This window comes from Streptomyces sp. NBC_01446 (genome assembly GCF_026340095.1).
Classification (GTDB): domain Bacteria; phylum Actinomycetota; class Actinomycetes; order Streptomycetales; family Streptomycetaceae; genus Streptomyces; species Streptomyces aureus.
Map to the genome: position 1 here is coordinate 2873580 of NZ_JAPEPO010000001.1, position 25829 is coordinate 2899408.

24 protein-coding genes and 2 tRNA genes are annotated in these 25829 nt (G+C 70.5%); 12 read left to right on the forward strand and 14 right to left on the reverse strand.

The features are described from left to right. Positions 1-5: 5 nt before the first annotated feature. Together rsgA and OG456_RS12725 are read left to right on the forward strand one after the other, a co-directional pair. Positions 6-1016, forward strand: coding sequence for a ribosome small subunit-dependent GTPase A (gene rsgA, locus OG456_RS12720; protein ID WP_266560311.1), 1011 nt, complete (start codon positions 6-8; stop codon positions 1014-1016). Positions 1017-1132: 116 nt separating this feature from the next. Next, positions 1133-1456 carry a multidrug efflux SMR transporter gene (locus OG456_RS12725; RefSeq protein WP_100595965.1) on the forward strand — a complete coding sequence of 108 codons (324 nt, stop codon included), beginning with the start codon at positions 1133-1135 and terminating at the stop codon, positions 1454-1456. Between the two features lie 62 nt (positions 1457-1518). Here the strand turns inward: OG456_RS12725 and OG456_RS12730 are convergent, their stop codons facing one another. Beyond that, complete coding sequence (locus tag OG456_RS12730; RefSeq protein ID WP_266560313.1) at positions 1519-2118, reverse strand: TetR/AcrR family transcriptional regulator; 600 nt, start codon at positions 2116-2118, stop codon at positions 1519-1521. 132 nt (positions 2119-2250) lie between these two features. Between OG456_RS12730 and hisN the strand changes: the two genes are divergently transcribed. Then, positions 2251-3045 carry a histidinol-phosphatase gene (gene hisN / locus OG456_RS12735; RefSeq protein WP_266560315.1) on the forward strand — a complete coding sequence of 265 codons (795 nt, stop codon included), beginning with the start codon at positions 2251-2253 and terminating at the stop codon, positions 3043-3045. A 200-nt stretch (positions 3046-3245) separates the two neighbouring features. Continuing rightward, a complete protein-coding gene (locus OG456_RS12740; RefSeq protein ID WP_266560317.1) occupies positions 3246-3647 on the forward strand; it encodes a cyclic nucleotide-binding/CBS domain-containing protein in 402 nt (133 codons plus the stop codon). A gap of 75 nt (positions 3648-3722) precedes the next feature. On the opposite strand, the gene OG456_RS12745 is transcribed toward OG456_RS12740, so the two are convergent. Continuing rightward, positions 3723-5195 (reverse strand): catalase, encoded by a 1473-nt coding sequence (locus OG456_RS12745; RefSeq protein ID WP_266569188.1) that lies wholly within the window; start codon positions 5193-5195, stop codon positions 3723-3725. Positions 5196-5321: 126 nt separating this feature from the next. Here OG456_RS12745 and OG456_RS12750 point away from each other — a divergent pair, with 126 nt between their 5' ends. The 4 genes from OG456_RS12750 (at position 5322) to OG456_RS12765 (ending at position 8720) form a co-directional block, all read left to right on the forward strand. Continuing rightward, positions 5322-5738: a Fur family transcriptional regulator gene (locus OG456_RS12750; protein ID WP_266560319.1), complete on the forward strand. Its 417-nt coding sequence runs from the start codon at positions 5322-5324 to the stop codon at positions 5736-5738. A gap of 171 nt (positions 5739-5909) precedes the next feature. Next, positions 5910-6692, forward strand: coding sequence for an ABC transporter ATP-binding protein (locus OG456_RS12755; protein WP_266560321.1), 783 nt, complete (start codon positions 5910-5912; stop codon positions 6690-6692). Then, on the forward strand, positions 6689-7552 hold the full coding sequence (locus tag OG456_RS12760; protein WP_266560323.1) for an ABC transporter permease: 864 nt from the start codon (positions 6689-6691) through the stop codon (positions 7550-7552). Before OG456_RS12755 ends, OG456_RS12760 begins: the two co-directional genes overlap by 4 nt. Positions 7553-7583: 31 nt before the next feature. Beyond that, on the forward strand, positions 7584-8720 hold the full coding sequence (locus OG456_RS12765) for an ABC transporter substrate-binding protein (protein WP_266560325.1): 1137 nt from the start codon (positions 7584-7586) through the stop codon (positions 8718-8720). 69 nt (positions 8721-8789) lie between these two features. On the opposite strand, the gene OG456_RS12770 is transcribed toward OG456_RS12765, so the two are convergent. From OG456_RS12770 to OG456_RS12785, 4 genes are all read right to left on the reverse strand, one after another. Continuing rightward, positions 8790-8863 (reverse strand) — tRNA-Met (locus tag OG456_RS12770). Positions 8864-9021: 158 nt separating this feature from the next. Continuing rightward, the gene (locus tag OG456_RS12775) at positions 9022-10887 is read right to left on the reverse strand and encodes a sel1 repeat family protein (protein WP_266560327.1); all 1866 of its coding nucleotides are present in this window, start codon (positions 10885-10887) and stop codon (positions 9022-9024) included. Positions 10888-11097: 210 nt separating this feature from the next. Then, positions 11098-11171 (reverse strand) — tRNA-Met (locus OG456_RS12780). Between the two features lie 43 nt (positions 11172-11214). Then, the gene (locus OG456_RS12785) at positions 11215-14178 is read right to left on the reverse strand and encodes a UPF0182 family protein (RefSeq protein ID WP_266569189.1); all 2964 of its coding nucleotides are present in this window, start codon (positions 14176-14178) and stop codon (positions 11215-11217) included. A 140-nt stretch (positions 14179-14318) separates the two neighbouring features. Here OG456_RS12785 and OG456_RS12790 point away from each other — a divergent pair, with 140 nt between their 5' ends. Then, positions 14319-14861, forward strand: a complete 543-nt coding sequence (locus OG456_RS12790) for a PPA1309 family protein (RefSeq protein WP_266560329.1) — start codon at positions 14319-14321, stop codon at positions 14859-14861. A gap of 62 nt (positions 14862-14923) precedes the next feature. Here the strand turns inward: OG456_RS12790 and OG456_RS12795 are convergent, their stop codons facing one another. From OG456_RS12795 to OG456_RS12805, 4 genes are all read right to left on the reverse strand, one after another. After that, on the reverse strand, positions 14924-16012 hold the full coding sequence (locus OG456_RS12795) for a PDZ domain-containing protein (protein ID WP_266560331.1): 1089 nt from the start codon (positions 16010-16012) through the stop codon (positions 14924-14926). A gap of 25 nt (positions 16013-16037) precedes the next feature. Then, a complete protein-coding gene (locus OG456_RS50480) occupies positions 16038-16274 on the reverse strand; it encodes a hypothetical protein (RefSeq protein ID WP_266934071.1) in 237 nt (78 codons plus the stop codon). 147 nt (positions 16275-16421) lie between these two features. Next, positions 16422-16886, reverse strand: coding sequence for a molybdenum cofactor biosynthesis protein MoaE (locus OG456_RS12800; protein ID WP_266560333.1), 465 nt, complete (start codon positions 16884-16886; stop codon positions 16422-16424). A gap of 129 nt (positions 16887-17015) precedes the next feature. Then, on the reverse strand, positions 17016-18128 hold the full coding sequence (locus OG456_RS12805) for an SDR family oxidoreductase (RefSeq protein WP_266560335.1): 1113 nt from the start codon (positions 18126-18128) through the stop codon (positions 17016-17018). Between the two features lie 190 nt (positions 18129-18318). Between OG456_RS12805 and OG456_RS12810 the strand changes: the two genes are divergently transcribed. Next, positions 18319-19782: a zinc-dependent metalloprotease gene (locus OG456_RS12810; RefSeq protein ID WP_266560337.1), complete on the forward strand. Its 1464-nt coding sequence runs from the start codon at positions 18319-18321 to the stop codon at positions 19780-19782. Further along, entirely contained in the window at positions 19779-20303 is a 525-nt protein-coding gene (locus tag OG456_RS12815) for an NUDIX hydrolase (RefSeq protein WP_266560339.1), read from the forward strand. Before OG456_RS12810 ends, OG456_RS12815 begins: the two co-directional genes overlap by 4 nt. A gap of 70 nt (positions 20304-20373) precedes the next feature. On the opposite strand, the gene OG456_RS12820 is transcribed toward OG456_RS12815, so the two are convergent. The 4 genes from OG456_RS12820 to OG456_RS12835 form a co-directional block, all read right to left on the reverse strand. Then, positions 20374-21129, reverse strand: coding sequence for an AIM24 family protein (locus tag OG456_RS12820; RefSeq protein ID WP_266560341.1), 756 nt, complete (start codon positions 21127-21129; stop codon positions 20374-20376). A gap of 16 nt (positions 21130-21145) precedes the next feature. Then, entirely contained in the window at positions 21146-21826 is a 681-nt protein-coding gene (locus OG456_RS12825; RefSeq protein ID WP_266560343.1) for an AIM24 family protein, read from the reverse strand. Positions 21827-21837: 11 nt separating this feature from the next. Continuing rightward, positions 21838-23517: a TerD family protein gene (locus OG456_RS12830; protein ID WP_266560345.1), complete on the reverse strand. Its 1680-nt coding sequence runs from the start codon at positions 23515-23517 to the stop codon at positions 21838-21840. A gap of 194 nt (positions 23518-23711) precedes the next feature. Beyond that, a complete protein-coding gene (locus tag OG456_RS12835; RefSeq protein ID WP_116510229.1) occupies positions 23712-24308 on the reverse strand; it encodes a M48 family metallopeptidase in 597 nt (198 codons plus the stop codon). A 292-nt stretch (positions 24309-24600) separates the two neighbouring features. Here OG456_RS12835 and OG456_RS12840 point away from each other — a divergent pair, with 292 nt between their 5' ends. After that, positions 24601-25800, forward strand: coding sequence for a ThiF family adenylyltransferase (locus OG456_RS12840; protein ID WP_266560348.1), 1200 nt, complete (start codon positions 24601-24603; stop codon positions 25798-25800). Positions 25801-25829 lie beyond the last annotated feature (29 nt).

The following is a 25829-nucleotide window of genomic DNA, read 5'->3' on the forward strand; positions in this document are numbered from 1 at the left end:
AGATCATGCGCCGCTACGGCAAGAACCCCGACGAGGACGACATCCGCGTCCGCCCCAACCGCAAGGGCAACCGCCCGCGCACGAACATCCGCCCGAAGCACGAGGACGCCGCCGACGGCATGGTCCTGACCGTGGACCGCGGCCGGCTCACCGTCCTCATCGACGACATCCCGGTCACCGCGATGAAGGCCCGCGAGCTGGGCCGCAAGGCGGCCGTGGTCGGCGACCAGGTCTCCGTCGTCGGGGATCTGTCCGGCAAGAAGGACACCCTCGCGCGCATCGTCCGCATCGGGGAGCGCACCTCCGTCCTGCGCCGCACGGCCGACGACGACGACCCGTACGAGCGCGTGGTCGTCGCCAACGCCGACCAGCTCGCCATCGTCACCGCCCTCGCGGACCCCGAGCCGCGCCCGCGCATGATCGACCGCTGCCTCGTCGCCGCGTACGACAGCGGCCTCGACCCGCTCCTCGTGCTGACCAAGTCGGACCTCGACCCGCCGGACAAACTCCTGGAGATGTACGGGGCGTTGGGCGTCCCCTATGTCGTCACCAGCCGGGACGAGCTGGAGAGCGGGGCCGCGGTGTCGCGGGTGCGAGAGCAGCTCGACGGCAAGATCACCGTGTTCGTCGGCCACTCCGGCGTCGGCAAGACGACGCTGGTGAACGCGCTGGTGCCGAAGGGCAGCCGGCGTACGACGGGCCATGTCAACGCGGTCACGGGCCGCGGCCGGCACACCACGACGTCCGCGCTCGCGCTGCCGCTGCCCGACGACAACGGCTGGGTGATCGACACCCCGGGCGTGCGCTCCTTCGGTCTGCACTACGTCGACCCGTCCCGCGTCATCCACGCCTTCCCCGACCTGGAGCCGGGCACGGAGAACTGTCCGCGCGCGTGCAGCCACGACGAGCCGGACTGCGCGCTCGACGAGTGGGTCACTCAGGGACACGCCGATCCCGCGCGTCTGTACTCACTGCGGCGGCTGCTCGCCACGAGGGAGCGACGCGAGGGCGACTGACCTCAGCGTTGTTTGCGACCGCCCCGCGACGGTAAGTGCATAATCGCACCAAGCCGGACGCAAGATCGAAACCGTACGAAGCGGTCACGGAAGTCGAAGATGCTGGAGGCAAGCACATGGCGTGGCTGCTGGTCATCGTGGCGGGGATTCTCGAGACCGGCTTCGCGGTCTGCCTGAAGCTCTCGCACGGCTTCACCCGGCTCTGGCCGACGATCGCTTTCTCGTGCTTCGCCCTCGGCAGCTTCGGCCTCCTCACGCTCGCTCTGCGCAAGCTCGACGTGGGTCCGGCGTACGCGGTGTGGACGGGCATCGGCGCCGCGGGCACCGCGATCTACGGCATGGTCTTCCTCGACGACCTGGTCTCCACCCTCAAGCTCGTCTCGATCTCGTTCGTGATCGTCGGTGTGATCGGGCTTCAGCTGTCGGGATCGGCGCACTGAACTGGCAGTGAGCGGCGCTCGCGAGGCCGCGCGGCCTCAACACGCCGCCTCCGACGGGCCGTTCATCCTGCTCGCTGCCGGTGATGTGTCAGCGCGTCCCGCACGAGCCGTGTGACGCCGCCCTCACCGACGGGGGCGAGCAGACAGGACAGGGCGAGCCGGACGGCCAGTTCGCAGTCGCGGGCCAGCCGGTCCGCCTCCGCCCTCGGTCGCCCCGCCGAACGGAGCGCGGCCGCGGCCCGCTCGCGGACCAGCTTCACCAGGTCGCCGGGGCCAGGGAGCGGCCCGTCGGCCCGCCGCTGTGCGGGCACGGTGGACGACGAGGGCACCCCGCCGGGCACCGGGGCGGGCAGGCGCTCGCCCCAGCAGTCGGTGAGCACGGCCCGTACGAGTGCGCTGGAGCCGGCCGCGGTGACGGTCCACTCAGCGACGGCCTCGATCCCGGCCTCCCCCAGGGCCCGGTCGACGCCCGCCAGATAGGCGTCGGCCTCGCGCCGGACCAGGGCGCGCGCGAGCCCGTCCTTCGTACCGAACTCGTTGTAGAGGGTCTGCCGGGACACCCCGGCGACGGCCGCCACGTCGATCATCCGCACCAGGGACCAGGGGCGCCCGGCCAGCGCCGCACCGGCCGCGTCGAGCAAGGACTCCCGCGCTGTGGGCATCGTCGCCTCCCCACGCCGTAGCGGCTCAACCGCCAGGGTTGACGCGCCCGTGTGCCCTGTCAATAGCCCTCGCGAGCCACCGGGCCCGGCGCCCTGTGGCCCCGGACCGACCTCGATCGATACTGTTCACCCATGCCCGACTATCACGATGATCTGCGTCTCGCCCACGTCCTCGCGGACGCCGCCGACGCCGCGACCATGGACCGGTTCAAGGCCCTCGACCTGAAGGTCGAGACCAAGCCGGACATGACGCCGGTGAGCGAGGCCGACAAGGCCGCGGAAGAGATCATCCGCGGTCAGCTCAAGCGGGCACGGCCGCGGGACGCGATCCTCGGCGAGGAGTACGGGATCGAGGGCACGGGCCCGCGCCGCTGGGTCGTCGACCCGATCGACGGCACCAAGAACTATGTACGCGGCGTGCCGGTCTGGGCGACGCTCATCTCGCTGATGGAGGCGGGCGAGGGCGGCTACCAGCCGGTGGTCGGCGTCGTCTCCGCGCCGGCGCTCGGCCGCCGCTGGTGGGCGGCGAAGGGCGCGGGCGCCTACACGGGCCGCAGCCTGACGTCGGCCTCGCGCCTGCACGTCTCGAAGGTCGGGCGCCTCGCGGACGCGTCCTTCGCCTACTCCTCGCTGAGCGGCTGGGAGGAGCAGGGCCGGCTCGACGGCTTCCTCGACCTCACGCGCGCGGTGTGGCGCACGCGCGGTTACGGCGACTTCTGGCCCTACATGATGGTCGCCGAGGGCTCGGTCGACATGGCGGCGGAGCCGGAGCTCTCCCTGTGGGACATGGCGGCGAACGCGATCATCGTGACGGAGGCGGGCGGCGTGTTCACCGGCCTCGACGGGCGCCACGGCCCGCACAGCGGCAACGCGGCGGCGTCGAACGGCCTGCTCCACGGCGAGCTGCTGAGCTATCTGCAGACGTGAGCGTCCCGCCGCTACGGCGCGCGGAAGCACCGTAGCGGCGCAACGGACCTTCCCCGCCCCCTTGTTGACGGCCCGAAGGGCTGCGACTCTGAGAGTCCCCCCCACTTGTGAACTTGTGAATCCGTTCTCCAGGTCGGGACCGGAGGCAATCCTTCGGCATCCCGGAGGTCGCGGATTCACCAAGGAGGTGGCTCACGCCCATGCTCGTCCGCGACGCCATGAGCACGATGGTCCTCACCATCGGCCCCGCCCACACGCTGCGCAGGTCGGCCCGACTGATGTCCGAGCGCCGCGTCGGCGCGGCGGTCGTCCTCGACCCCGACACCTGCGGAATCGGCATTCTGACCGAGCGCGACATCCTCAACTCGATCGGCCTCGGCCAGAATCCGGACCACGAGATCGCCGGTACCCACACCACGACCGACGTCGTCTTCGCCGCCCCGGCGTGGACGCTCCAGGAAGCCGCCGAGGCCATGGCCCACGGCGGCTTCCGGCATCTCATCGTGCTCGACGACCAGGAGCCGGTCGGCATCGTGTCGGTCCGCGACATCATTCGCTGCTGGGCGCCGGCCCGGCGCCGGTCGACGACACTGGTGAGCTAGGACCTCGCGTCAGGCGCACAAGAGGGCCGGCCCCCGAAGGGAGCAGGCCCTCTCTGCCTGCGTCAAGCGTCCCGGTCAGCCGCGAAGGGCCTGGACCGCGGCCTCGAGGCGCTTGCCGAAGTCACCGTCCGCCTGGCGGAAGTTGCCGATCGCGCGCTCGGCGATGTCGTCACGGGAGACGCCCGCGATGTTGCCCGCGAGGTTCTCGATCAGACGGACCTTCTCGTCCTCGGACATCAGGCGATAGAGGTTGCCCGCCTGCACGAAATCGTCGTCCTCGACGTGCGAGGGAGCCTCGTGGTTGCCGGTGCCGCCGGTGACCGGCGTCGACACCCACAGCGGCCGGTCCGTCTGGAACGGGCCGCCGAAGGAGTTCGGCTCGTAGTTCTTCCCGCCCTTGTGACGGCCGTCGTACAGGAAGCCGTCACGGGAGTTGGTGCGCGCCTCGGTGGCGTGCGGGCGGTTCACCGGCAGGTGGTCGGCGTTGATGCCGACGCGGTAGCGGTGCGCGTCGCCGTACGCGAAGAGGCGGCCCTGGAGCATCTTGTCGGGCGAGGGGCCGATGCCCGGCACGAAGTGCGCGGGGCTGAAGATGGACTGCTCGACCTCGGCGAAGATGTTCTCCGGGTTGCGGTTGAGCTCCAGCTTGCCGATCTCGATCGGCGGGTAGTCCTCGTGCGGCCACACCTTGGTGAGGTCGAACGGGTTGAAGCGGTAGTTCGCCGCGTCGGCCGCCGGCATGATCTGCACCTGCACGGTCCAGGACGGGAACTCGCCGCGCTCGATGGCCTCGCGCAGGTCGCGCTGGTGCGAGTCCGGGTCCTCACCGGCGAGCTTCGCGGCCTCGTCGGGGGCAAGGTTCTTGATCCCCTGGTCGGTCTTGAAGTGGTACTTGACCCAGAAGACCTCGCCGGCCTCGTTGTTCCACTGGTACGTGTGCGAGCCGTACCCGTTCATGTGGCGCAGCGTCGCCGGGATGCCGCGGTCGCCGAAGAGCCAGGTGACCTGGTGCGTCGACTCGGGGCTCAGGCCCCAGAAGTCCCACACGTTGTCTGCCTCCTGCGAGCCCGTGTACGGATCGCGCTTCTGCGTGTGGATGAAGTCGGGGAACTTGATGGCGTCCTTGATGAAGAACACCGGGGTGTTGTTGCCGACGAGGTCGTAGTTCCCCTCCTCGGTGTAGAACTTCAGCGCGAAGCCGCGGGGGTCACGCACGGCGTCCGCGGAGCCGAGGCTGCCGGCGACGGTGGAGAACCGCAGGAACGTCTCGGTCTGCTTGCCGACCTCGGAGAGGAACGTGGCCCGCGTCCACTGCGAGACGTCCCGGGTCAGCGTGAACGTGCCGTACGCACCCGCGCCGCGGGCGTGCACGATGCGCTCCGGGATGCGCTCGCGGTTGAAGTGCGCGAGCTTCTCGAGCAGCGCCTGGTCCTGGACCAGGACAGGCCCGCCGACGCCCGCGGTCTCGCTGTTCTGGTTGTCGGCGACCGGCGCGCCGGCCTCCGTGGTGAGCGGTCCCTGCGACGTCACGTACGCCTCCTGCGTCAAGTTCTGCAAGTCCTGTCCCTTGGCCAAAGCCGTTCCCGATCCTACAATGGACAATGTCTAAGTCAAGTGAGCTTCCAAAGTCACACCCGTTCGGGACCTGGTCCCCCGCCTGTTAGGCTGGCCCTCATGAGTGACCTGTTGGAACGACTGCGCGGACGCGGCTGGCGCATGACCGCGCAGCGGCGCGTCGTGGCCGAGGTCCTCGACGGGGACCATGTACACCTGACGGCCGACGAGGTGCACGCGCGCGCCGTCGCCAGGCTCCCCGAGATCTCCCGGGCGACCGTCTACAACACACTCGGCGAGATGGTCTCCCTCGGCGAGGTCATCGAGGTCGCCACGGACAAGCGCGCCAAGCGCTACGACCCGAACGCGCACCGCCCGCACCAGCACCTGGTCTGCGCCCGGTGCGGCGCGATCCGGGACGTCCACCCGAGCGGCAACCCCCTCACCGACCTCCCCGACTCCGAGCGCTTCGGCTTCACGGTCTCGGACGTCGAGGTGACGTACCGGGGCGTCTGTCCGAACTGCGCGACGGCGTAGCGCACACGAATCCTCCGAAGAGGGCCCGCACCGAACGGTGCGGGCCCTCTTCGCTTGCCCATCTCGCACACCCCTTTGGTCCGTATCTCAACAACCCGCCCCCTTCCCCAATCTGACGACCCGTCATATCGTCGGCGGCGCCCACCTCCACCGCACCCCGGGAGGGAAACCGTGGGAGATCCGCACCCCAAACTCCAGGCCCGCACACTCACCCGGTCCTTCGGCCGAGGCCACCGCACCGTGGCGGCCCTCGGCCCCCTCGACCTCACCATCGCCCCCGGCGAGTTCACCTGCGTGGTCGGCCCCTCCGGCTGCGGGAAGTCCACCCTCCTGCGCATCGCCGCCGGCCTCCTGCGCCCGACCGCCGGTGAGCTGGCCATCCGCACCGACAGCGCCCGCCCGGCCGCGATGATCTTCCAGGACTACGGGATCTACGACTGGAAGACGGTCCTGGCCAACGTCCGCTTCGGCCTGGACATCCAGAAGGTCCCCCGCCGGGAGGCCGACGCCCGCGCCACCGACTGGCTCACCCGTATGGGCCTCGCCGACTTCGCGGACGCCTATCCGTCCGCGCTGTCCGGCGGCATGCGCCAGCGCGTCGCCATCGCCCGCGCGCTCGCCGTGGAGCCCGAGATCCTCCTCATGGACGAGCCGTTCGCGGCCCTCGACGCCCAGCTGCGCACGATCCTCCAGGACGAGCTCCTCGACCTCACCCAGACCACCCGCACCACCACCCTCTTCATCACCCACAGCCTGGAAGAAGCCATCGTGCTGGGCGACCGCGTCCTCGTGATGTCGGCCCGGCCGGGCCGCATCATCGCCGAGCGCCGCCCGCCGTTCGCCCGGCCGCGCACCGGCGACATCCGCTCGACGCCCGAATTCAACGCCCTGAAGGGCGAGTTGTGGGATCTGCTGCGGGGCGAGGTACGGCGCGACGAGGTGGTCCCGGCATGACGACGACCGCTCCGAAGGAAGACACGACGCTCCTGGTCAGACGGCCGGGCCCACAGGAGCTGCACCCCGCCCGCACCCACCGCAGGCGCCGCGCCCTCGAACTCTCGCTCGCCGTCGCCGTCCCTCTCGCCCTGGTCCTGCTGTGGCAGCTCGCCGCCACCCAGGCGTGGATCGACGACCGCGTCTACCCGGCGCCGTCCACGATCCTGGTCGACGGCTGGCACCGCGCCGCGGACGGCGACCTGTGGCCGGACGTGTGGGCCACCCTCGAGCGCGTACTCGCCGGATACGCGATCGGCACCGTCACCGGATACGCCCTCGGCCTCCTGATGGGCTCGCTCTCCGTCGTCCGTGCCGCCCTCGAACCGATGCTGGACGCGCTCTACGTCGTCCCGAAGCTGGCCCTGCTGCCGGTTTTCCTGAACATGTTCGGCCTGGGTGAGGGCCCGCAGATCGCGCTGGTCGCCACGACCGTCTTCTTCTTCGTCTGGATCTCCACGATGGCGGCGGTGCTCGCCGTCCCCTCCGGTCACCGGGACGCGGGCCAGGTCTTCGGCGCCTCGCCGTGGCAGATGTTCCGGCACGTCCTGCTTCCCGCGTCGCTGCCCGCGGTCCTGGTCGGCGCCCGCATCGCCGCGGGCGTCGCGGTCCTCGTGATCGTCGCCTCCGAGCAGATCGCGGCCACGAACGGTCTCGGCCACCTGATCTTCGACGCCCGCGCCCTCTTCCAGAACGACGTGATGTTCGTCGGCATCGTCTGTGTCGCCGTGCTCGGCGTCGTCTTCTCCGAACTGGTGCGCATCGCGGGCCGGCTGCTCACCCCGTGGGCGCCGCGCGACCGCGGCCGCGGCCAGTCCTGACCTCCACCGCCCCTTCCCGTACGGAGAATCCATGCGCACCAGACTCGTCTGTACGACCCTGCTCGCGACCGGCGCCCTGCTCGCCTCGGCCGGCTGCGGCGGCAACGGCAACTCCTCTTCGGACACGGCCGCGAAGCCCCGCACGGTCAAGGCGGTGGCGGGCTGCGGGAAGACCGGCTGGACCGATCCGTCGGACCTGGCCGCCGACCGTGCACCCGCCCGCTGCGACAAGGGCGCCCCGGCCCCGGTGAAGCTCACGAAGACCCGCAAGCTCACCATCGCGACCGGCACCCTGAGCGCCGAGTACGTGGCCCCGCTCGAACTGGCCGCACAGAAGGGCGAGTTCAAGAAGGAGGGTCTCGACGTCACCCTGAAGGTCCTGCCGACCCCGGACGCGCTCCCGCTGCTGGCCAAGGGGGACATCGACGCGCAGTGGGCGGCGCCCGAGGCCGCGGTGATGAACGGCATCAGCGGCGGCTTCGACATCAAGTGGGTCGCCGGGAACTTCTCCCCGGACCCGAAGTCCAAGAGCGGTATGTGGGTGCGCCTGAAGAAGGGACAGAACCCGGACCACGTCCCGATGGCGGGACGCAGGCTCGGCACGATGATCGGCAAGGGCTCGGTCATCTCGTACCCCATGGACAAGGCGCTGAAGAAGCACGGCGGCGGCCTCGACAAGATCCAGTTCCAGCAGCTCGGCTCGGCCGACGTCCTGACCGCGCTCCAGAACGGCGGGGTCGACTCGGCGTGGCTGCTCGACCCGGTGTGGCGCAAGGTCGACGGCGACAAGCGATACGCGTTCCTGGGCGGCCAGCCGCTCGGCGAACCCCTCGGCGGCCTCCTGTTCGGCCCGAAGCTCCTCAAGGAGGACCCGGACGCCGGGGTCGCGTTGCTGCGCGCGTACATCCGCACGGTCAACACGTACTTCGCGGGCGACTACAAGAAGGACCCGGCGTTCGTCGCCGACCTCGCCGGGCTCCTGAAGACCGACAAGACCGTACTGGAGTCGACGCCGCCGCTGCGGATGGACTGGGAGATCAGGGCGGGCACGACGGACCGGCTCCAGGCCGCGTACCGAGCGGCGGGCGTCTCCAAGGGGGACCCGCTTGCGGAGGACAAGGTCGTGGACCGGGCGCTGTACGGGGAGGCGGTGGGCCACAAGCCGTGACGCCGGGCTCACCCGGCCCGAAACAGAGCTGAGGCCCGGAACCATTGGTTCCGGGCCTCAGGCCTTCAGTAGCGGGGACAGGATTTGAACCTGCGACCTCTGGGTTATGAGCCCAGCGAGCTACCGAGCTGCTCCACCCCGCGTCGGTAAACACGACTCTACGCGAACGCCCCCGACCAGCGCAAATCCCTTCCGGCGCCTGGCCTGCGCGGGCGAAAAGGGGCGGAACAGGGGCGGACAAACGGGGTGCGGCAGGGCCCGCCTCGGCCCCGCCGCACCCCGATATGCCTCCGCTGCTCCGCTACGCGGACAGCTCCGACCGCAGTGCGTCCCGCAGCCGCCCGGCCCGCTCGGACACCTCGGCCGGACCGAGCTCCACGGCGCGGTGCGCCCACCGCTGCCCCTCGACGAGGTCGCCGCGGCGCGCGCACAGCAGCGCGAGCCGCAGTGCCGCGCGCCCGTGACCGGCGTCGGCCGCGCGCGTCCACCACAGCGCGGCCTCCGGCTCGCTCCCCTCACGGGCGAGCAGCAGCCCGAGGTTGAACGCGCCGTTGCGCGAGCCCGCCTCCGCGGCCTCGCGGTACCAGCGCGCCGCGCAGACGATGTCACCCCGCGCCGCGGCCAGCATCCCGACGCGCACCTGCGCGCGCCGGTGCCCCTGCTCGGCGGCCCGCTCGTACCACTCCTCGCACTCGGCGCGCTCACTGACGCACTCGCCCAGCGCGGGGGGCCCGACCGGGGGCTGCCGCGCGTCGAGGACCGTGGCCAGGCGGTACGCGCCCTCCGCGCTGCCCCCGCCGGCCGCGCACCGCAGATGCCGCTCGGCGTCCCGCTCGTCGCCGTCCCGCAGCCGGGCGATACCGGCCTGGAGCGCGGCCTCGGTGTGCCCGCCCGCCGCGGCCCGCTCGTACCACTGGAGGGCGGCGCCCTCGTCGTCCCGTCCGGCGTAGAGGATGCCGAGGTTGAAGGCGGCGTCCACGCTGCCCGCCTCGGCGGCCTTGGAGAACCACGGTTCGGCGCCCGCCGCGTCGCCGCCCTGGAGAAGCAGCACGGCCAGCGCGTTCGCCGCCTCGCGGTGGCCCGCGTACGCGGCACGCCGGTACCACTGGTCGGCCTGCGCGGTGCGGCCCTGCTCGGCGCAGAGCAGGCCGAGGTTGTACGCGCCGTTGATGTCGCCCGCGTCCATGGCGGCGCGGTACCAGCGCTCGGCGGTCTGGGTCTCGCCGCGCTGGGCGTGCAGGGCGCCGAGCGCGTTGGCCGCGTTGCCGTCACCCTCCTGGGCGGCGCGCAGCCACCAGACCCCGGCGCTCTCCTCGTCACCGGCGTCGCGCAGCAGGAAGCCGAGCGCGCAGGCGGCGCGGGGCTCGCCGTCCTTCGCGGAGTTCAGGTACCAGCGGCCGGCCTCCTTGAGCTCGCCGCGCTTCTCCAGGATCGCGCCGAGGTGCAGGGCGGCCCGGCGGTGTCCGCGCGCGGCGGCCTGCCGGTACCACTGCTCGGCCTCCGCGGCTGTGGGCAGCTTCCTGCGGGCGCCGGTCGCGGTCGCGTCGCCGGGGACGTCATTGCCGTCGGCGGGCGCGGGCGCGCCACGGAGCGCTCCCTCGGGACGCTCCTGCGCGGCTCGCCGGTCGAGGGTGCGGGCGAGCCGGTAGGCGGCCTCGCGGTGACCGTGCTCGGCGGCGGCGCGCATCCAGCGCTCGGCGCCGACATCGCTGCGGTGTTCGAGGAGGTCGGCGAGCGCGTACGCGCCGAGGGCGTGGCCCTGTTCGGCGGACTGCCGCAGCCAGTACTCGGCGGCGGGCTCGTCGCCGCGCTCGCGGTGGTGGCGGCCGAGCGCGTGCGCGGCGGGGGCGGATCCGGCGACGGCGGCGATGCGCCACCAGCCGGCGGCCTCGTCCGCGTATCCGCGCTGGTGCAGCAGGACACCGAGGTTGTTGGCGGCGGCGCGGTCGCCCGCGGCGGTGGCAGCGCGCAGCTGGGGTTCGGCTCCGTCGAGGTCACCGCGGCGCAGCAGCATGGCTCCGAGGACACTCATCGCCTCGACGTCGCCGGACTCGGCAGCCGGCCGATGACGTGCTTCCTCGGCGGCCGCCCCGGGTTCCTCCCGGTCGGCCGGCTGCACAAACCGCCCTGTCTCCAACAGAGTTGCCTTGTCCCCCATAACGTCCATCGTCGCACCACCTGCAACCTGGGTACACCTGGTATACCGCAGCCAGTGAGGTCACTACAGCGTTTTGTCGACATGCCCACAGAGAGATAAGTGAAACACAAAAACCTCAACTACCCCCGAGAGAGGCACGCTTCGCACGTACAGGCGGTTCCCGCGCACACGACGAAGGCCCGGATCCTGAAAGATCAGGATCCGGGCCTTCGTCTTCAGTAGCGGGGACAGGATTTGAACCTGCGACCTCTGGGTTATGAGCCCAGCGAGCTACCGAGCTGCTCCACCCCGCGCCGTTGTGTTCAAACCGTACCACGGCGCGAGGTGGGTCTTCGCTCAGCTGCTCGAGCCCCCAGTGCCCTTGCCGGTGTCCGTGCTCTTGTCCTTGTCGGCGCTCTGATCAGCGCTCTTGTCGCTGGACTTGTCGCCGCTCTTGCCGTCGCCGGCCGCCTTGTCGGCCGCGGACTGCGCCTTCTCGGCGCGCTGGAGGGCCTCCTCCAGCTTGTCCTGCGCGTCGGCGTAGGCGTGCAGGTCGCCCTTCTTCATGGCGGCCTGGCCGTCCTCGAAGGCCTTCTCGGCGTCCGCGAGGGCTTCCTTGACGGTGGAGTTCTCCGGTGGCTTCGTGGTGCCACCGGGCTTCTCCGGCTCGGCCGGCTGCGCGCCGTCCACGCCGAACGCCTGGTTCAGCGCGTCCCCGAGGTTGTCGGCGAATCCGGTTCTGTCGCCGTAGGAGACCGCGACCTTGCGCAGCAGCGGATACTCCGCGTTGCGCCCCTGTGCGTAGATCGGCTCGACGTAGAGGAAGCCCTTGTCGAGTGGCACCGTCAGCAGATTGCCGTACAGGACCGTCGAGTCGGCGCCCTTCATGTCACGGACGAAGTTCGCCACGGACGACAGGGAGTTGAGCTTGTTCTGCACCTGTTCCGGGCCGTAGACCTTGTCCTCGGTGACCCGCAGCAGTCTTATCGTGCCGTAGTCCTTGCTGGTGGCGTCGGCGTCGACCGCCATGAACGCGCGCAGGTTGGGGCGCCCGCTCGGGGTGAACGTCGTCGTCAGCGAGAACTGCTGGTCGCTCTGGCCCGGCATCTTCATGGACAGGTAGTACGGCGGGACCGCGCTGTTGTCCTTCTTCGTCGGGTCGTTCGGGACCTGCCACGCGTCGGACGCGTTGTAGAACTGGTCGGAGTCCGTGACGTGGTACAGGGACAGCAGCTCGCGCTGCACCTTGAACATGTCCTGCGGGTACCGCAGATGGTCCTTGAGCGCCTGCGGGATCGCGCTCTTGGGCTCGACCGTGCCGGGGAACGCCTTCTTCCAGGTCTTGAGGACCGGGTCCTTGTCGTCCCACGTGTACAGCTTCACCGTGCCGTCGTAGGCGTCGACAGTGGCCTTCACCGAGTTGCGGATGTAATTGACCTGGTTCTGCTGGGCCACCACCGCGCGCTGGTTGTCGCCCTCGTTGAGGGAGTCGGCCGTCGTGTCACCGAGCGTCGTACGGGACGCGTACGGGTATCCGTTCGACGTCGTGTACGCGTCGACGACCCACTGGATCTTGCCCTTGACGACCGCCGGGTACGCGTCGCCGTCGATGGTCAGCCAGGGGGCGACCGCCTCGACGCGCTCCTTGGGCGTGCGGTTGTAAAGGATCTTCGAACCGTCGCCGATGGCTCCCGAGTACAGGATCTGCGGCTCACTGAAGGACACCGCGTACGCGGCGCGGGTGATCGGGTTGGAGAGTCCGACGCCGCCCTTGCCGCTGTAGCTCGTGGTCTTCTGGGTGCCGTCGTCCTGCTCGTAGTCGAGCTCCTTCTGGGGCCCGCCGACGATCGAGTACTGGCGGGTCTTCTCGCCGTAGTAGATCCGCTGCTGGTACGAGCCCAGGGTGCCGCCGGCGGGCAGGCCCGACTCGGTGAACAGGGGCGCTCCCGGGGAGTCCGGGTCGGTCTGCGTGCCCTTGGCCGCGACCGCTCCGAAGCCGTGCGTGTAGGTGAAGTGGTCGTTGATCCAGTTCCGCTTCTCGACGCCCGCGAGGTTGAGCTCGCGCAGGCCGATGACGGTGTCCTGGCCCTTGTAGCGGTCGACGTCGAGGGTCTTCGGGAACTGGTAGTACTTCCGCTCCTGCTCCAGCTGCTGGAACGTCGGCGAGACCACGTTCGGATCGTTGACCCGGTAGCTGGCCGCCGAGTCGGCGTCCGTGCGCTGCTTCTCGGAGTCCTTGACCGTGCCCTTGCCGGTGTAGTCCACCGGGGACACCCCGGCGATCCCGTACGCCTTGCGGGTCGCCTCGATGTTCTTCTCGATGTACGGGGCTTCCTTGGACTGCTCGTTCGGCTGCACCTGGAACTTCTGGACGATGGCCGGGTACAGGCCGCCGATCAGGATCGCGGAGAGCACCATCAGGCCGAAGCCGATGACGGGCAGCTGCCAGGTGCGCCGCCACAGCGTCGCGAAGAACAGCACGGCGCAGATCGCGGCGATGCAGAACAGGATGGTCTTGGCGGGCAGATACGCGTTCGCGTCGACGTACCGCAGGCCCGTCCAGTTGTCCGTGGCCTTGAAGTCGCTGGACTTCACCGCGAGCCCGTACCGGTCGAGCCAGTACGCGACCGCCTTGAGGGCCACGAACACGCCGAGCAGCACGGAGAGATGGCCGGTGGCCGCGGCGGTGGCGCGCGCGCCCGGGCTGGTGATGCGCAGCCCGCCGTACAGGTAGTGGGTCAGCGCGGCCGAGATCAGGGAGAGGATCGTCGCCGCGAAGCCGAAGCCGAGCAGGAACCGGAACCACGGCAGGTCGAACGCGTAGAAGGCCACGTCGAGGTGGAACTGGGGGTCCTTCTGGTGGAACGGCACGCCGTTCACCCACATCAGCCACGTACGCCACTGGGTGGCGGCGGAGGCGCCCGCGATGAGGCCGACCAGCGCCGTGATGCCGACCAGCAGCCACTTCTTGTACGGCGCGATGCTCATGCGGTACCGGTCGAGGCTCTGCTGCTCCATCGACATGGCGCTCAGCGGGGGCCGCAGCCGGTGCGCGAGCCAGACGTTCAGTCCGACGGCGATCGCCATCAGCAGTCCGAAGACGAAGAACAGCCCGATCTTCGTCCACAGGGTGGTCGTGAAGACGGACGAGTAGTTGACCGATCGGTACCAGAGCCAGTCGGTCCAGAACCCTGCGAACATGACGAACGCCATGCCCAGCGCGGCAAGAACGGCGAGCGTCATGAGCAGGGAACGGACTCGCCGGGACGGTCGGCCCACTCTCATCCGTGGCCCCGTCGGGCCTCCGCCGCGGTCCGGCATCTGGAAAGCCAAGGTGCGCACCTCGAAAAGTTCGAAATCGATCGGTCAGGCCCCCGTGATCGCGGACCCATCACCTATGCAACTTACTCACGCTTTACTCAGTTCCCGGTTCCGGGTACTAACGAGGCAGGATTGTGACCATGTCCAACACTCCCATGGCAGCCAGCCCGCTCACCCGGGCCGTACTCGAGATCGACGAGTACGCCGCCGGCCTCGGCTGGAACCAGCCCGCCCGACTCTTCGCCCTCGTCGACACCGCCCGCCTGCGGGCCCAGGAACCCGGCCTCGCGGCCCAGCTCGGCCTGGACGGCGAGCAGGAGACCGCGGCCTTCACCCCGATCGAGCAGGACGAGGTGCCCGCCGACAAGCCGCTCGACGAGTTCCTCGGCACCATCGCCTGGCCCGACCCGGTGGTCGGCTGCGCTCTGACGGTGGAGCGTCTGATGCTGCCGCCGTCCGCGGAGGCGTCCGTTCCGAAGGGCCTCGGTGAGGCGGAGCTCGCCCAGTGGGTGGCGAAGCACCCGGGCCGTCAGGAGGTCCGGATGACGGTCGCGGTGCTGCGTGACGGTGCGCGCGAGTCGGCGCTGCGCCTGCGCGAGAAGGACTCCCCCACCGAGGTCCTCACCGGGTCGGACCTGGTCCCGGGCCTGGCCGAGGCCCTCGCGGCGACGTTCGCGGAGTAACACCCTCACTGCACGAAAGGGGGCGCCGCACGGTGTGCGGCGCCCCCTTCATGAACCTCGTGTCACCCCTTGACCGTGCACTTCGGCAGGTCGGCGGTGTTGCCCGAACGGATGTCCTTGAGTGCGTTCGTCGCGTCGTCGATGGTGTTGACCTTGACGAGGGTGAGTCCGCCCGGGACGTCCTTGGCCGCCTCGGCGCAGTTGTCCTTCGGCGTCAGGAAGTAGCGCGCGCCCTTGCCGCGGGCGCCGACGGTCTTCATCTGGATGCCGCCGATCGGGCCGACCTTGCCGTCGTCGTCGATGGTGCCCGTACCGGCCACGAACTTCCCGCCGGTGAGGTCCTCGGGCGTCAGCTTGTCGACAATGCCGAGCGCGAACATCAGTCCGGCGCTGGGGCCGCCGACGTCGGCGAGCTTGATGTCGATGGCGAACGGGAACGTGTGATCGGTGCCGGCCTGGATGCCGACGATCGCGCGACCGTCCTTGGCCTTCTCCGTGGTGACCGTGACGTTCCGCGTGCGGGTGGCCTGCTTGCCCTCCTTCTCGGCGGCGGCCGCGTCCTTGACGGGCACGATCGTGAAGGAGACGTCCTCGCCCGGCTTGTGCTTGGTGACGAGCTTCGCGACGTCGGCCGGCTTCTCGACCTTGGCGCCGTCGACGGCCTTGATCACGTCACCGGCGTGCAGCCGTCCCTCGGAGGGGCTGCCCTTGATGACCGACTGGACGATCACCCAGGACTTCACGGGGATCTTCAGCTCGTTCAGGGCGGCGACCTTGGCGCTCTCCTGGGACTGGCTGAACTCCTCGGCGTTCTCCTGCGAGGACTGCTGCTCGGTCTTGCCGTCGGGGTAGAGCGTCGCGTGCGGCACGACGATGCTGTCGTGCGCGAGCCAGCCGTAGACCGCCGAGACGAGGTTCATGTTGTAGTCGGCGCTCGTGACCCGGACCGTCGTCATGTTGAGGTGACCGGTCGTCGGGTACGTCTTGCGGCCGGAGATCTGGAGCACCGGCTCGCCGTCGTGGTCCCCGAGCGTGTTGACCGTCGGTCCCGGGGTCATCTCCGCGTACGGAACTTTGATGAGCACTCCCGCGCAGAGCAGCGCGATCAGCATCAGGGTCGAAGCGAGCATCGTCGCGGTGCGGCGTGGCATGGAACGACAGTACGGGACCGGTCTGTCAGTGCACCGCTGGGGCGTCCGTCCGGGACTCGACGCCGGGCAGCGAGCCGGCAGCCGGGGCGAGGGGATCCGTTTCCGTCCCGGTGTGTGTCCGTTCCATCGCCTCACGGAAGCGGGCGTACCCGTTGAGTTCCGTCACGTCGCCGGTCTTGCGGTTCCGTGCGGCCCAAGTGCCCCACAAACCGGCCCCGACCCCTGCAACAAGCGGAATGAGCAGCCACAAGAGCGCCGCCATGCCGGACCTCCGACCCCATGAGCCACTACAACTGACTGATCAGCAGATTAACCATCCGCTGCGTCAACGCTCGCCGCAGGGGTGCGGTTACGCAACCGGAACCGCCCGAGTGGGCGAAGGCGGTGATCATGGCCGGGGTCCGGGAGGTCAGCAGGCGCCGACCCACTCCTCGGTGCCGTCCGAGAACTTCTGGTGCTTCCAGATGGGCACCTCGTGCTTGAGGTCGTCGATCAGCTTCCGGCAGGCCTCGAAGGCCTCACCGCGGTGCGGGCAGGACACGGCGACGACGACCGCGATATCGCCGACTGCCAGATCGCCCACCCGGTGGACGGCCGCGAGCGCGCGCACGGGGAACTGGGCGACGACCTTCTCGGCGACGGTCCGCATCTCGGCCTCGGCGGAGGGGTGGCACAAGTACCCGAGCGCGTCGACGTCGGCGCCGCCGTCGTGATTGCGCACCGTCCCCACGAACAGCGCCGTACCGCCCGCCGCGTCCTCCCCGACGGCTCGGAACACCTCGTCCACGGACAAGGGCGTGTCTCGGATCGCGATGAGCCGGATCGGGTCCTGCGCCGGCTGCTCTCCGGGGTGGTCGTTCGTGGTGCGTGCCATGAGGTCATCGTGCCGTACGCGGCCACCGGCGCGGAATAGCGCTTTCCACCGGCACGCACGCGTAGCGGGTTGGAGCCTCCTACAGGAGAGCCGGTCCGGGGGCCGGCCGGGGCGGGCCGGGCCGGGCCGTCAGATCCTGCGCCTGGCCTTGCGGGCCCGGCGCACGACGGCGGCCGCGCCGAGCAGGGCGACGGTGGCTCCGGCCGCTCCGGCGGCGGTCGCGTCCTTGCGTCCGAGGCGGCGGCCCGCGACGGTGTGCCGTCCGGCGACCTCTTCGAGGAGTTCGGCGAGGACCTCCTCGTTGGTCCACTGGGGGCGCCATCCGGCGTCGTGCAGCCGGCTCACGCTGACCACCCAGGGGTACATCGTGTACGCGAGGTCGCCGGCGGGGGACGGTGTGAGCCCGATCCGGTGAAGCCGGGCCGCGGCGCCCAGGGCGACCGCCGAGGGCAGCTCCATGCGGCGGATCCCGCTGAGCTCCTCGACCTCCTCCTGCTCCAGCCAGCCGTCGCAGCCGACGGCGAGTTCCCCTTCGACCTTCTCCAGGACGGCGTACTCGAGGGCGCTGCACAGGTCCTCGACGTGGCAGAACTGCCAGGCGGGCCGGGATCCCGCCACGACCAGGAGCCGCGGCGACTCGAAGTACCTGGTCAGGGCGGTGTCGGTGCCGCCGACAAGGGTGGCGGGGCGGACCACGGTCACATTGAGTCCCGGGTGGGCGCGCGGTGCGCGGCGGGCGAGCCGCTCGACCTCGAGGAGGTCGCCGACGCCGGTGGCCTCCGCGGTCGCCCGCAGTTCGGCGTCTTCGGAGAGCGGCAGTTCGTTGTCCTCGAGCGCTCCGTAGACCATCGCCGAGGTGCACAGGACGACACGGTGGACGCCGGCGGCGGCCGCGGCGGTGAGCACCGTCTGGGTGCCGCGCACGTTGTACGCCGTACGGGCGGCGGGGTCGGTCTCCAGGTCGAGGTCGAGCGCGAGGTGCACGACGACGTCCGCGCCACGCAGCTTCTCGGCGATCGCCGGGTCGCGCACGTCAAGGATGTGCCAGGTCGCGGACGCGCACTCGCCGCGCCGCTCGTCGATGGCCAGGACCTGCTTGATCTCGTCGGATGCGGCGAGGCGCTCGGTAAGGAGCGCACCGACGCCGGAGGCGGCACCGGTGACCGCGACGACGGGGCCGCGCCCCCCGGAACTGGTCGAAGGGTTTCGCGCTGCGCGAACCTGTGGATCTGGGGAACTCACCGGGCGTCTCCAGCGGTTGTATTCAGTACGTACGTGTATGACGCGTACGTACCAGGAGGCATCCATCCTGCCGCAGGCCATGAGTCGGCGGAGCACCGAGGCCCGATCGCGCCACGGTGTCTACGCTGGGTGTGTAGTCGGGCAAACGCCGCCGGGACAGAACCGGTGGCCTTACCAGCCGAGGAATCCCGTGAGTGACACCCCATTCGGATTCGGCCTTCCGCCGGAGGAGCCGGACGACGGCGACGAGGGCAAGAAGAAGGATCAGCAGGGCGGTGGCGGTCAGGGACCTGCCAACCCCTTCGGTTTCGGAGGACTGCCCGGCGTGGGCGGCGGGGACAACCCGTTCGCCGCGATGTTCGGTTCCCTGAACCCCAATGACCTGGGAGCCGCCTTCCAGCAGCTCGGCCAGATGCTCTCGTACGAGGGCGGCCCGGTGAACTGGGAGATGGCCAAGGACATCGCCCGTCAGACGGTCTCCCAGGGCACCGCCGACGGCACCAAGGACGCGAGTGTCGGCCCCGCCGAGCGCTCGCAGGTCGAGGAGGCCGTGCGCCTCGCCGACCTGTGGCTCGACGACGCGACGTCGCTGCCGTCGGGCGCCGGGTCCGCGGTGGCGTGGAGCCGCGCCGAGTGGGTCGAGGCGACCCTCCCGGTGTGGAAGGAACTCGTCGACCCGGTCGCCGAGCGTGTCGGCCTGGCCATGGGCGACGTCCTTCCCGAGGAGATGCAGGCCATGGCCGGCCCGCTCATCGGGATGATGCGCTCCATGGGCGGCGCCATGTTCGGCTCGCAGATCGGGCAGGCCGTGGGCGTCCTCGCGGGCGAGGTCGTCGGCTCGACCGACATCGGTCTGCCGCTCGGCCCGGCCGGCAAGGCGGCACTCCTGCCGGTGAACGTCGAGGCGTTCGGCAAGGACCTCGGCATCCCCAAGGAGGAGGTGCGGCTCTACCTGGCGCTGCGCGAGGCCGCCCACCAGCGGCTCTTCTCCCACGTGCCGTGGCTGCGCTCGCACCTGTTCGGCGCGGTCGAGGGGTACGCGCGCGGCATCAAGGTCGACACGGCGAAGCTGGAGGACGCGGTCGGCCAGCTCGACCCGCAGAATCCGGAGCAGCTGCAGGAGGCCCTTCAGCAGGGCATGTTCCAGCCGGAGGACACTCCGGAGCAGAAGGCCGCCCTGGCCCGCCTGGAGACCGCTCTCGCGCTCGTGGAGGGCTGGGTCGACGCCGTGGTCCACGCGGCCGCGAAGCCGCGCCTGTCGTCGGCCGACGCGCTCCGTGAGACGCTGCGCCGCCGCCGGGCGACCGGTGGCCCCGCGGAGCAGACGTTCGCCACGCTGATCGGGCTGGAGCTGCGTCCGCGCCGTCTGCGGGACGCCTCGCGGCTGTGGGCCTCGCTGACGGACGCGCGTGGCGTGGACGGGCGTGACGGCCTGTGGGCGCACCCGGACATGCTGCCGACGGCTTCGGACCTCGACGATCCGGACGGCTTCGTGCACCGCGAGCAGCTGGACTTCTCCGAGATCGACAAGATGCTCGGCGAGGCGGCGCGCGGCGGCCTGGACAAGCCGAACCTCTCCAAGGAGGACGACTCCAAGGGCGACGGTCCCGCGGACGGTCCCAAGGGCGACTCCGAGGACGACGAGGGCAAGTGACGCTGCACGACGACGCCGTCCTCGTACTGAAGGCCTACGAGGGCCAGCCGGAGCTGCGCCAGGCGTACCTGGACCACCTCTCGGCCCATCCCGAGGACGGCATGTGGAAGGCCTGCACGGACGGGCATCTGACGGCGAGCGCGCTGGTCGTCGACCCGTCCCGCGGGCGGGTGCTGCTGACGCTGCACAAGAAGCTCCGGATGTGGCTGCAGATGGGCGGCCACTGCGAGCCGGGTGACCTGACGCTCGCCGACGCCGCGCTGCGGGAGGCGACCGAGGAGTCCGGCATCCCTGGGCTCACGCTCCTGCCGGGCGGCCCCGTGCGGCTCGACCGGCATCCCATTCCGGGACCGTGCACGCGGCATCTCGACACGCAGTACGCGGCTCTCGCTCCCGCCGACGCGGTGGCCGCCATCAGTGACGAGTCGCTCGATCTGCGCTGGTTCCCGTACGACCAGGTCGCGGACGTGGCGGACGAGTCCGTCGTGCGCCTGGTGGAGGCGACGCGCGCCCGACTGTGAGCGGGCATGTGTAAGGGGCGGCCACCGCGGTGGCCGCCCCTTACACATGCCTCATCGTCGTCCTTCGGGGTCAGCTCCAGACGTTGCCCTGGTTCTGGCCGCGGGCGCCCTGCTGGCCCATGCCGTACTGGGCGCCGAGGCCCTGGCCGATCACCGCGTTCTGCGGGGGCAGCAGCTCGCTGGGCTGCACGAGGGCGTAGCCCTGGCCCATGAAGCTGAGCTCCCAGCCCTCACCTGTGTTGCCGCGGCGTCGCCACACTCCGGAGGAGTGCGTCTGGGCCTGCATCTGCACGCGCAGGCCGTTGGACCAGGCCACGATCGCGTCCGCGTCGGCGTTGACGTAACGGTCCGGGGTGACCTGGAGCATCAGCGGCTGCCCCGACGTCATCAGGGCGACCTTGCCGCGCCCGGTGATGTTGAGCTGGTACTTGCCGGAGCCGGAGATGCCGTACTGGCTGTCAACGGCGACGACCTGGTGGCTGAGCGAGGAGTCGAGCGCGAGGACGTAACTGCTGTCCACGGTCAGACCGCCCTGCTCGACCTCCACCACGTGGATGTACTGGGCGAGATTGGCGAGGTAGACGGTGCCCTGCCCGTGGCAGCGCATCAGGTCGAGGCCCTCACCGGTGCTGGCGCGGGCGCGCCGCTGACCGGAGGTCTGGATCTCGCCGTCGAACTCGACAAGCCCCTGGTAGGCGACCATGGCGCCCTTGCGGGCGAGGATGTCGTCGTGGCCTTCCAGGGTGACCCGCAGCATCTGCGGGTTCTGAACGGCGTAGCGCTCCTGAGTCTGCTGCTCGGAGTGCGCGAAAAGCGGGCTCTGCATGGTGTTCCGTTCCCCCTCAGCCCCGGACTCGGAGGCGGTCGGTGCTGTCCTCACTGGGCTGTACGACGACGATGCCTTCCCCGGAGAAGCCCATCTGGTAGGCCTCCCCGCTGCCGCGCCCGATGAGCGAGCCGGCCTTGAAGCTGCGCTTGCCCTTCACCTTGAGGTTCGGGGACCAGGCGATCAGCGCGTCCGGGTCGACGTACGTCTCGTCCTCTCCGCGGCCGCAGTCGACGACGATGGGGGTGCCCCGGGACGTGAGGGCGACATAGCCCTGCCCGGAGATCTTGATGTTCCACAGGCCCTGGCCGGCGAACTTGGCGAGTCCCTTGACGCGCTCGACGCCCCACTGCAGGTGCGCGTCGAAGGCGAGCAGGTTCGTGCCGTTCACCGAGATCGATTCGCCGCCGAGGTTGATGACGACGATCTCGGCTCCGTAGTCGGCGAGGTAGAGGATGCCGTCTCCGGTGGCCTTCATCAGGGGCGCGCCCTCGCCGGTGATCCAGTCGCGAGCGATCTGGCGGACGGCGGGCGGGTTGGGCTCGTACTGGACGAACCCTTCGTAGGCGACCATCGAGCCCACGCGCGCGAGGAGGTCGTTGCCGGTCTGCATGGCGACCTTGAGCATGTTGGCGCCGTGGTTCTCCATGCGGGCGGCTACCGGGGTCGGGGCGTAGCCCGCGAGCGGCTGGTTCATGACGGGCTCCCTCAGACCTCGAACGGCTGGACGACGATGAAGTTCCCTGGCGCACCCCGGAACTGGAGGTTCACGCTCTCCCCGCTGTGTCCCGGGTAGGCGTTGTAGCGCATGCGCACCTGGCTGGACACGATCGCCTGCGCGGCGGCCGACCAGGCGACGACCGCGTTGCAGTCGGCGAACGTCGTCGGCGTCACGGGCAGCACGACGGGCGTGCCGTGCGTCTTGACGACGACCGTGCCCGTGCCCTGGAACTGCATGACGAACAGGGCGCCGCCGGGAATGCCGTGCCCCTCGATCCGGCGCACCTCGTGCTGGAGGCTCTCGTCGAACGCCAGCACGTTCTCCGCGGATACGCAGATCGCGTCGCCCTGGAGCTCGATGGGGTGCAGATGCGTGGCCTCTTCCGCGAGGAAGACCTGGCCACGGCCGGTGCAGCGCATCAGCTGCATCTCCTGGCCGGTCGCGTTGCCCACGATCCGGCCGGCGAAGCCCGCGCCCTTGTAGCTGAACTCGACCTTGCCCTGGTAGAGCACCATGCTGCCCTGACGGGCGAGCACCGGCTGGTCGCTGGCGCCGAGGTCGACGCGGATCAGCTTCTTGTTCTGCAGGGTCCACCGCTGGCCGGTGGGCGCCTCGCGGAACGCCGACAGCGCGGCGGCAACACCGGGGGCACCTCCGCCCTGCGGCACACCCTGAGGTGCCCCGTACGGCGACGGAGCGCCCTGCTGGCCGGGGAACTGGCCGGGCGGCTGCTGTCCGTAGCCGGCAGGCGGGGTCGGCTGACCGTAGCCCGGGGGCGGGGTCGGTGCCTGGGGATGCTGCCCGTAGCCGGGAGGCGCGGTCGGCTGCCCGTAGCCGGGGGGCGGGGGCGCGGTCTGACCGGGCACCTGTCCGATGGGCGGCGCGTGCGGGCTGGGCGCGGCCGGCGGCTGCATGGTGCCGGGCGGTGTGGCCAGCGGCGCGATGATCGTCGGCGCGGCGTGCACCGACGGCGGGGCGGGGGCGGGCGGCGGCGTGGCTCCCTGCGGCGGCGCGTATCCCTGCTGGGCGGGCTCCGGCGTCGCGGGCGCGCCGAACGCGGGTGGCGCCGTGGCCTGCCCGGGCGGCGCGAACGACGGCGCACCGGACTGCTGCTGCGGCGGCGCGGCGGCGGGCTCCTCCTCGGCGACCTCACCGCCGAAGTTCTTCAGCAGCGCGTCGAGTCCCCCGTCGAACCCCTGCCCCACGGCGGCGAACCGCCAGACGTCCTTCAGGTAGAAGTCGCCCAGCATGACAGCACGTTCGGTCGAGAACTCGGTGCCGTTGAACGAATAGCGGGCGACCTCTTCGCCGCCCGCGACGATCCGTACGTATCCGGGGGCGATCTGCGACATCTGCCCCGCACCGTCGATGGTCGCGGTGAACGAGAGCTTCTGGATGTTCGCCGGGATCCGGTCGAGGGTGACGCGGAAGGACTCGCTGTCGCCGGCCTGCGCACCGAGAAGCTGAATCGACTCCTCGGGCGATTTCGGCTGGTTGAAGAAGACGAAATACCGGTCGTCCGAGAGCCGTTCGTCGGCGTCAAGACCGAAGCAGCTGATGTCGAAGGTCAGCCCGGGCCCCGTGATCTGCACGCCTACGTACAGATCCGTGCCCGCGGTGAGGTCACTGATCCTGGCCTTGTGGCCGCGTTGGAATTCCCTGGCCATACGTAACGACCGTCCCCCATCCCGAAGGTGAATACGTCGCGTCAGGCTAACCGCTAACGCTGACAGCGGCGGCAGCCGGTACAGCCCTGGTACACAACGGGCACGTGTCGGGCGGAATCAGCGAGGGGTGATGGTCGGTCAGGCCTGGACGTTCACTCCTGTGCGGTCATTCCTCTGCCGTCATTCCTCTGCGGTCACTCTTCGCGAGCGGCCGGCAGGTGCGGCAGACGGTCGGCCGCGACGACACCCTCGAGATAGCCCCGCGCCCGCTCCGTGCGCGGATACGCCTCAAGGAGACGCCAGAACCGCGGCCCGTGCCCCGGCACCAGCAGATGCGCCAACTCGTGTACGAGTACGTAGTCGACGACGTACTCCGGCATGCCCTGCAGCCGGTGTGACAGCCGGATGCTGCCCTCGGACGGCGTGCACGACCCCCAACGCGTGTTCTGATTCGTCACCCAGCGCACGGACGTGGGACGGGCCCGGCCTTCGAAACACTGCTCGGACAGCCGCTCCGCCCGCTCGGCGAGCTCCGCGTCCCCCAGGACCCGCTTGCTCTCCTGCGCGGCCAGCTTGTCGAGCATGACGTTGACCCAGCGCTTCTCCTCGGCCTCCGACATGCGGGCCGGAATGAGGACGACGGTCCGGTCACCCTCGCGATACGCGGAGACCGTCCGGCGCCGCCGGGCGCTTCTGCGGACCTCCACCGCGCTCGCCCTCGGGCCGCTCGGCGGCGGGCTGGTCGTGCTGCGCTGCGTGTTCGTGGCACGGTGCAGTGGGTCGGCGGGCACGCCCCGACGTTACCCGCTGCACATAGCGGAAGTCCCGCCTCCGGGAGTCTTCGGTGCGGCCCCGCGCTCCTCCCGCGCGATTTATACGACTAACACCCGCCCCCTGTGGATAACTTTTCACACGGATTCCCCCAGCCATGCATCCTGGCAATCGACCGAGATGCCACCCGAATTCCGGACCACGGTCACGTCACCAACTTCACCCGGCACACCAACCTCATCAACTTGACCACCAGAGCGAGAACACAGGCACATCACGGGGGAACAGATGGGCACTTCACCGCCGACAGCCATGCATCCGATCCTGAAACCGGCGCTGCGACGCGGCTGGCGCGACCTCAATACCGTCCAGTTCGGAGTGGCACCCGCTCACGCCGTCGTACTCGGCCCGGTCGACACCGCGACCGGCACCTTCCTCACCCTCCTCGACGGAACCCGCGGCGTGGCCCTTCTGCGCGACGAAGGCCGCCGGATGGGACTGCCCGACGGTCATGTCGACGCCCTGCTCCATCGGCTGACCAGGGCCGGACTGCTCGACGACGCCACCGGCGGCGGCCCGGCCTTCGACTTGCTCCGCAAGCGTCAAGGAGTCCTCGACCGACTCCGCCCCGACCTCGCGGCCCTCACCGTCCTGTCCCCAGAACCAGCTGCGGGGGCAAGGAAGTTGGCGGCCCGCCGCAGCATGCGGATCCAGGTCCGGGGAACCGGCCGCGTCGGGACCGTCATCGCGTCCGTCCTGTCCGCCGCCGGAGTCGGCCACGTCGACGTGCGCGACGGAGGCTGCGTCGAACCGTGGGACGTCGCCCCGGGCGGACTCCCCGTCGAATCCGTCGGAGAACGCCGTGACACAGCCGCGTACCGAGCCGTACGCAAGGCCGCACCCGACCGCCCACCCCGACCCGACCGCCGCTCCGGCCCACTCCCATCCCAAGCCCAACCCCAGCCCCAATCCCCCTCAGAGAGCCAAGCCCCGCCCCCGGCCGAGGAACCGGCCCTCTCCCTCGTGATCGTCGCCCCGCGCGACGGTCTGTCCGCCCACACTCCCGACCCTCTGGCCGCCGAAGAACTCATCACCTCGGGCACGCCCCACCTCTACGCCGGAGTGGTCGAGGCCACCGGAGTCGTGGGCCCCTTGGTACTGCCCGGCGGCACCGCCTGTGCCGGATGCCTCTCGCTGGACCGCACGGACCGCGACCCGACCTGGCCCCGGCTGCTCGCCCAATGGCGTTCCGGACGTCAACTCCAGGTACCCGCGTGCGACCTGGCGCTCGCCACGGCCGTCGCCGGACTCACGGCAGCACACGCACTGGCCTTCCTCGACGGCGAACTGCCGTCCAGCACCGGCGCGCGCTGGGAGGCGTCGGCTCCCGGGCTCGACTGGCATGCCCGCCCGGTATGGGCGCATCCGGACTGCTCATGCGGAGCAGGTGGGAGAAGTAAGGGGGAGCAGACCTCCGACGGTGGAGAGCAGCACGACACAATGGCCGGGTAACCGCCACGGGCGGCACGGCAGGCTGGGAC

Coding starts and splice junctions, on each gene's coding strand:
- OG456_RS12730 (WP_266560313.1), bottom strand. CDS start 2,118: ATGCCCACAGCGCGGGAGTCCTTGCTCGACGCGGCCGGTGCGGCGCTG.
- OG456_RS12750 (WP_266560319.1), top strand. CDS start 5,322: ATGAGTGACCTGTTGGAACGACTGCGCGGACGCGGCTGGCGCATGACC.
- OG456_RS12760 (WP_266560323.1), top strand. CDS start 6,689: ATGACGACGACCGCTCCGAAGGAAGACACGACGCTCCTGGTCAGACGG.
- OG456_RS12790 (WP_266560329.1), top strand. CDS start 14,319: ATGTCCAACACTCCCATGGCAGCCAGCCCGCTCACCCGGGCCGTACTC.
- OG456_RS12725 (WP_100595965.1), top strand. CDS start 1,133: ATGGCGTGGCTGCTGGTCATCGTGGCGGGGATTCTCGAGACCGGCTTC.
- OG456_RS50480 (WP_266934071.1), bottom strand. CDS start 16,274: ATGGCGGCGCTCTTGTGGCTGCTCATTCCGCTTGTTGCAGGGGTCGGG.
- OG456_RS12775 (WP_266560327.1), bottom strand. CDS start 10,887: ATGGACGTTATGGGGGACAAGGCAACTCTGTTGGAGACAGGGCGGTTT.
- rsgA (WP_266560311.1), top strand. CDS start 6: ATGCGCCGCTACGGCAAGAACCCCGACGAGGACGACATCCGCGTCCGC.
- OG456_RS12830 (WP_266560345.1), bottom strand. CDS start 23,517: ATGGCCAGGGAATTCCAACGCGGCCACAAGGCCAGGATCAGTGACCTC.
- OG456_RS12795 (WP_266560331.1), bottom strand. CDS start 16,012: ATGCCACGCCGCACCGCGACGATGCTCGCTTCGACCCTGATGCTGATC.
- OG456_RS12765 (WP_266560325.1), top strand. CDS start 7,584: ATGCGCACCAGACTCGTCTGTACGACCCTGCTCGCGACCGGCGCCCTG.
- OG456_RS12785 (WP_266569189.1), bottom strand. CDS start 14,178: ATGCCGGACCGCGGCGGAGGCCCGACGGGGCCACGGATGAGAGTGGGC.
- OG456_RS12800 (WP_266560333.1), bottom strand. CDS start 16,886: ATGGCACGCACCACGAACGACCACCCCGGAGAGCAGCCGGCGCAGGAC.
- OG456_RS12825 (WP_266560343.1), bottom strand. CDS start 21,826: ATGAACCAGCCGCTCGCGGGCTACGCCCCGACCCCGGTAGCCGCCCGC.
- OG456_RS12840 (WP_266560348.1), top strand. CDS start 24,601: ATGCATCCGATCCTGAAACCGGCGCTGCGACGCGGCTGGCGCGACCTC.
- OG456_RS12740 (WP_266560317.1), top strand. CDS start 3,246: ATGCTCGTCCGCGACGCCATGAGCACGATGGTCCTCACCATCGGCCCC.
- OG456_RS12820 (WP_266560341.1), bottom strand. CDS start 21,129: ATGCAGAGCCCGCTTTTCGCGCACTCCGAGCAGCAGACTCAGGAGCGC.
- hisN (WP_266560315.1), top strand. CDS start 2,251: ATGCCCGACTATCACGATGATCTGCGTCTCGCCCACGTCCTCGCGGAC.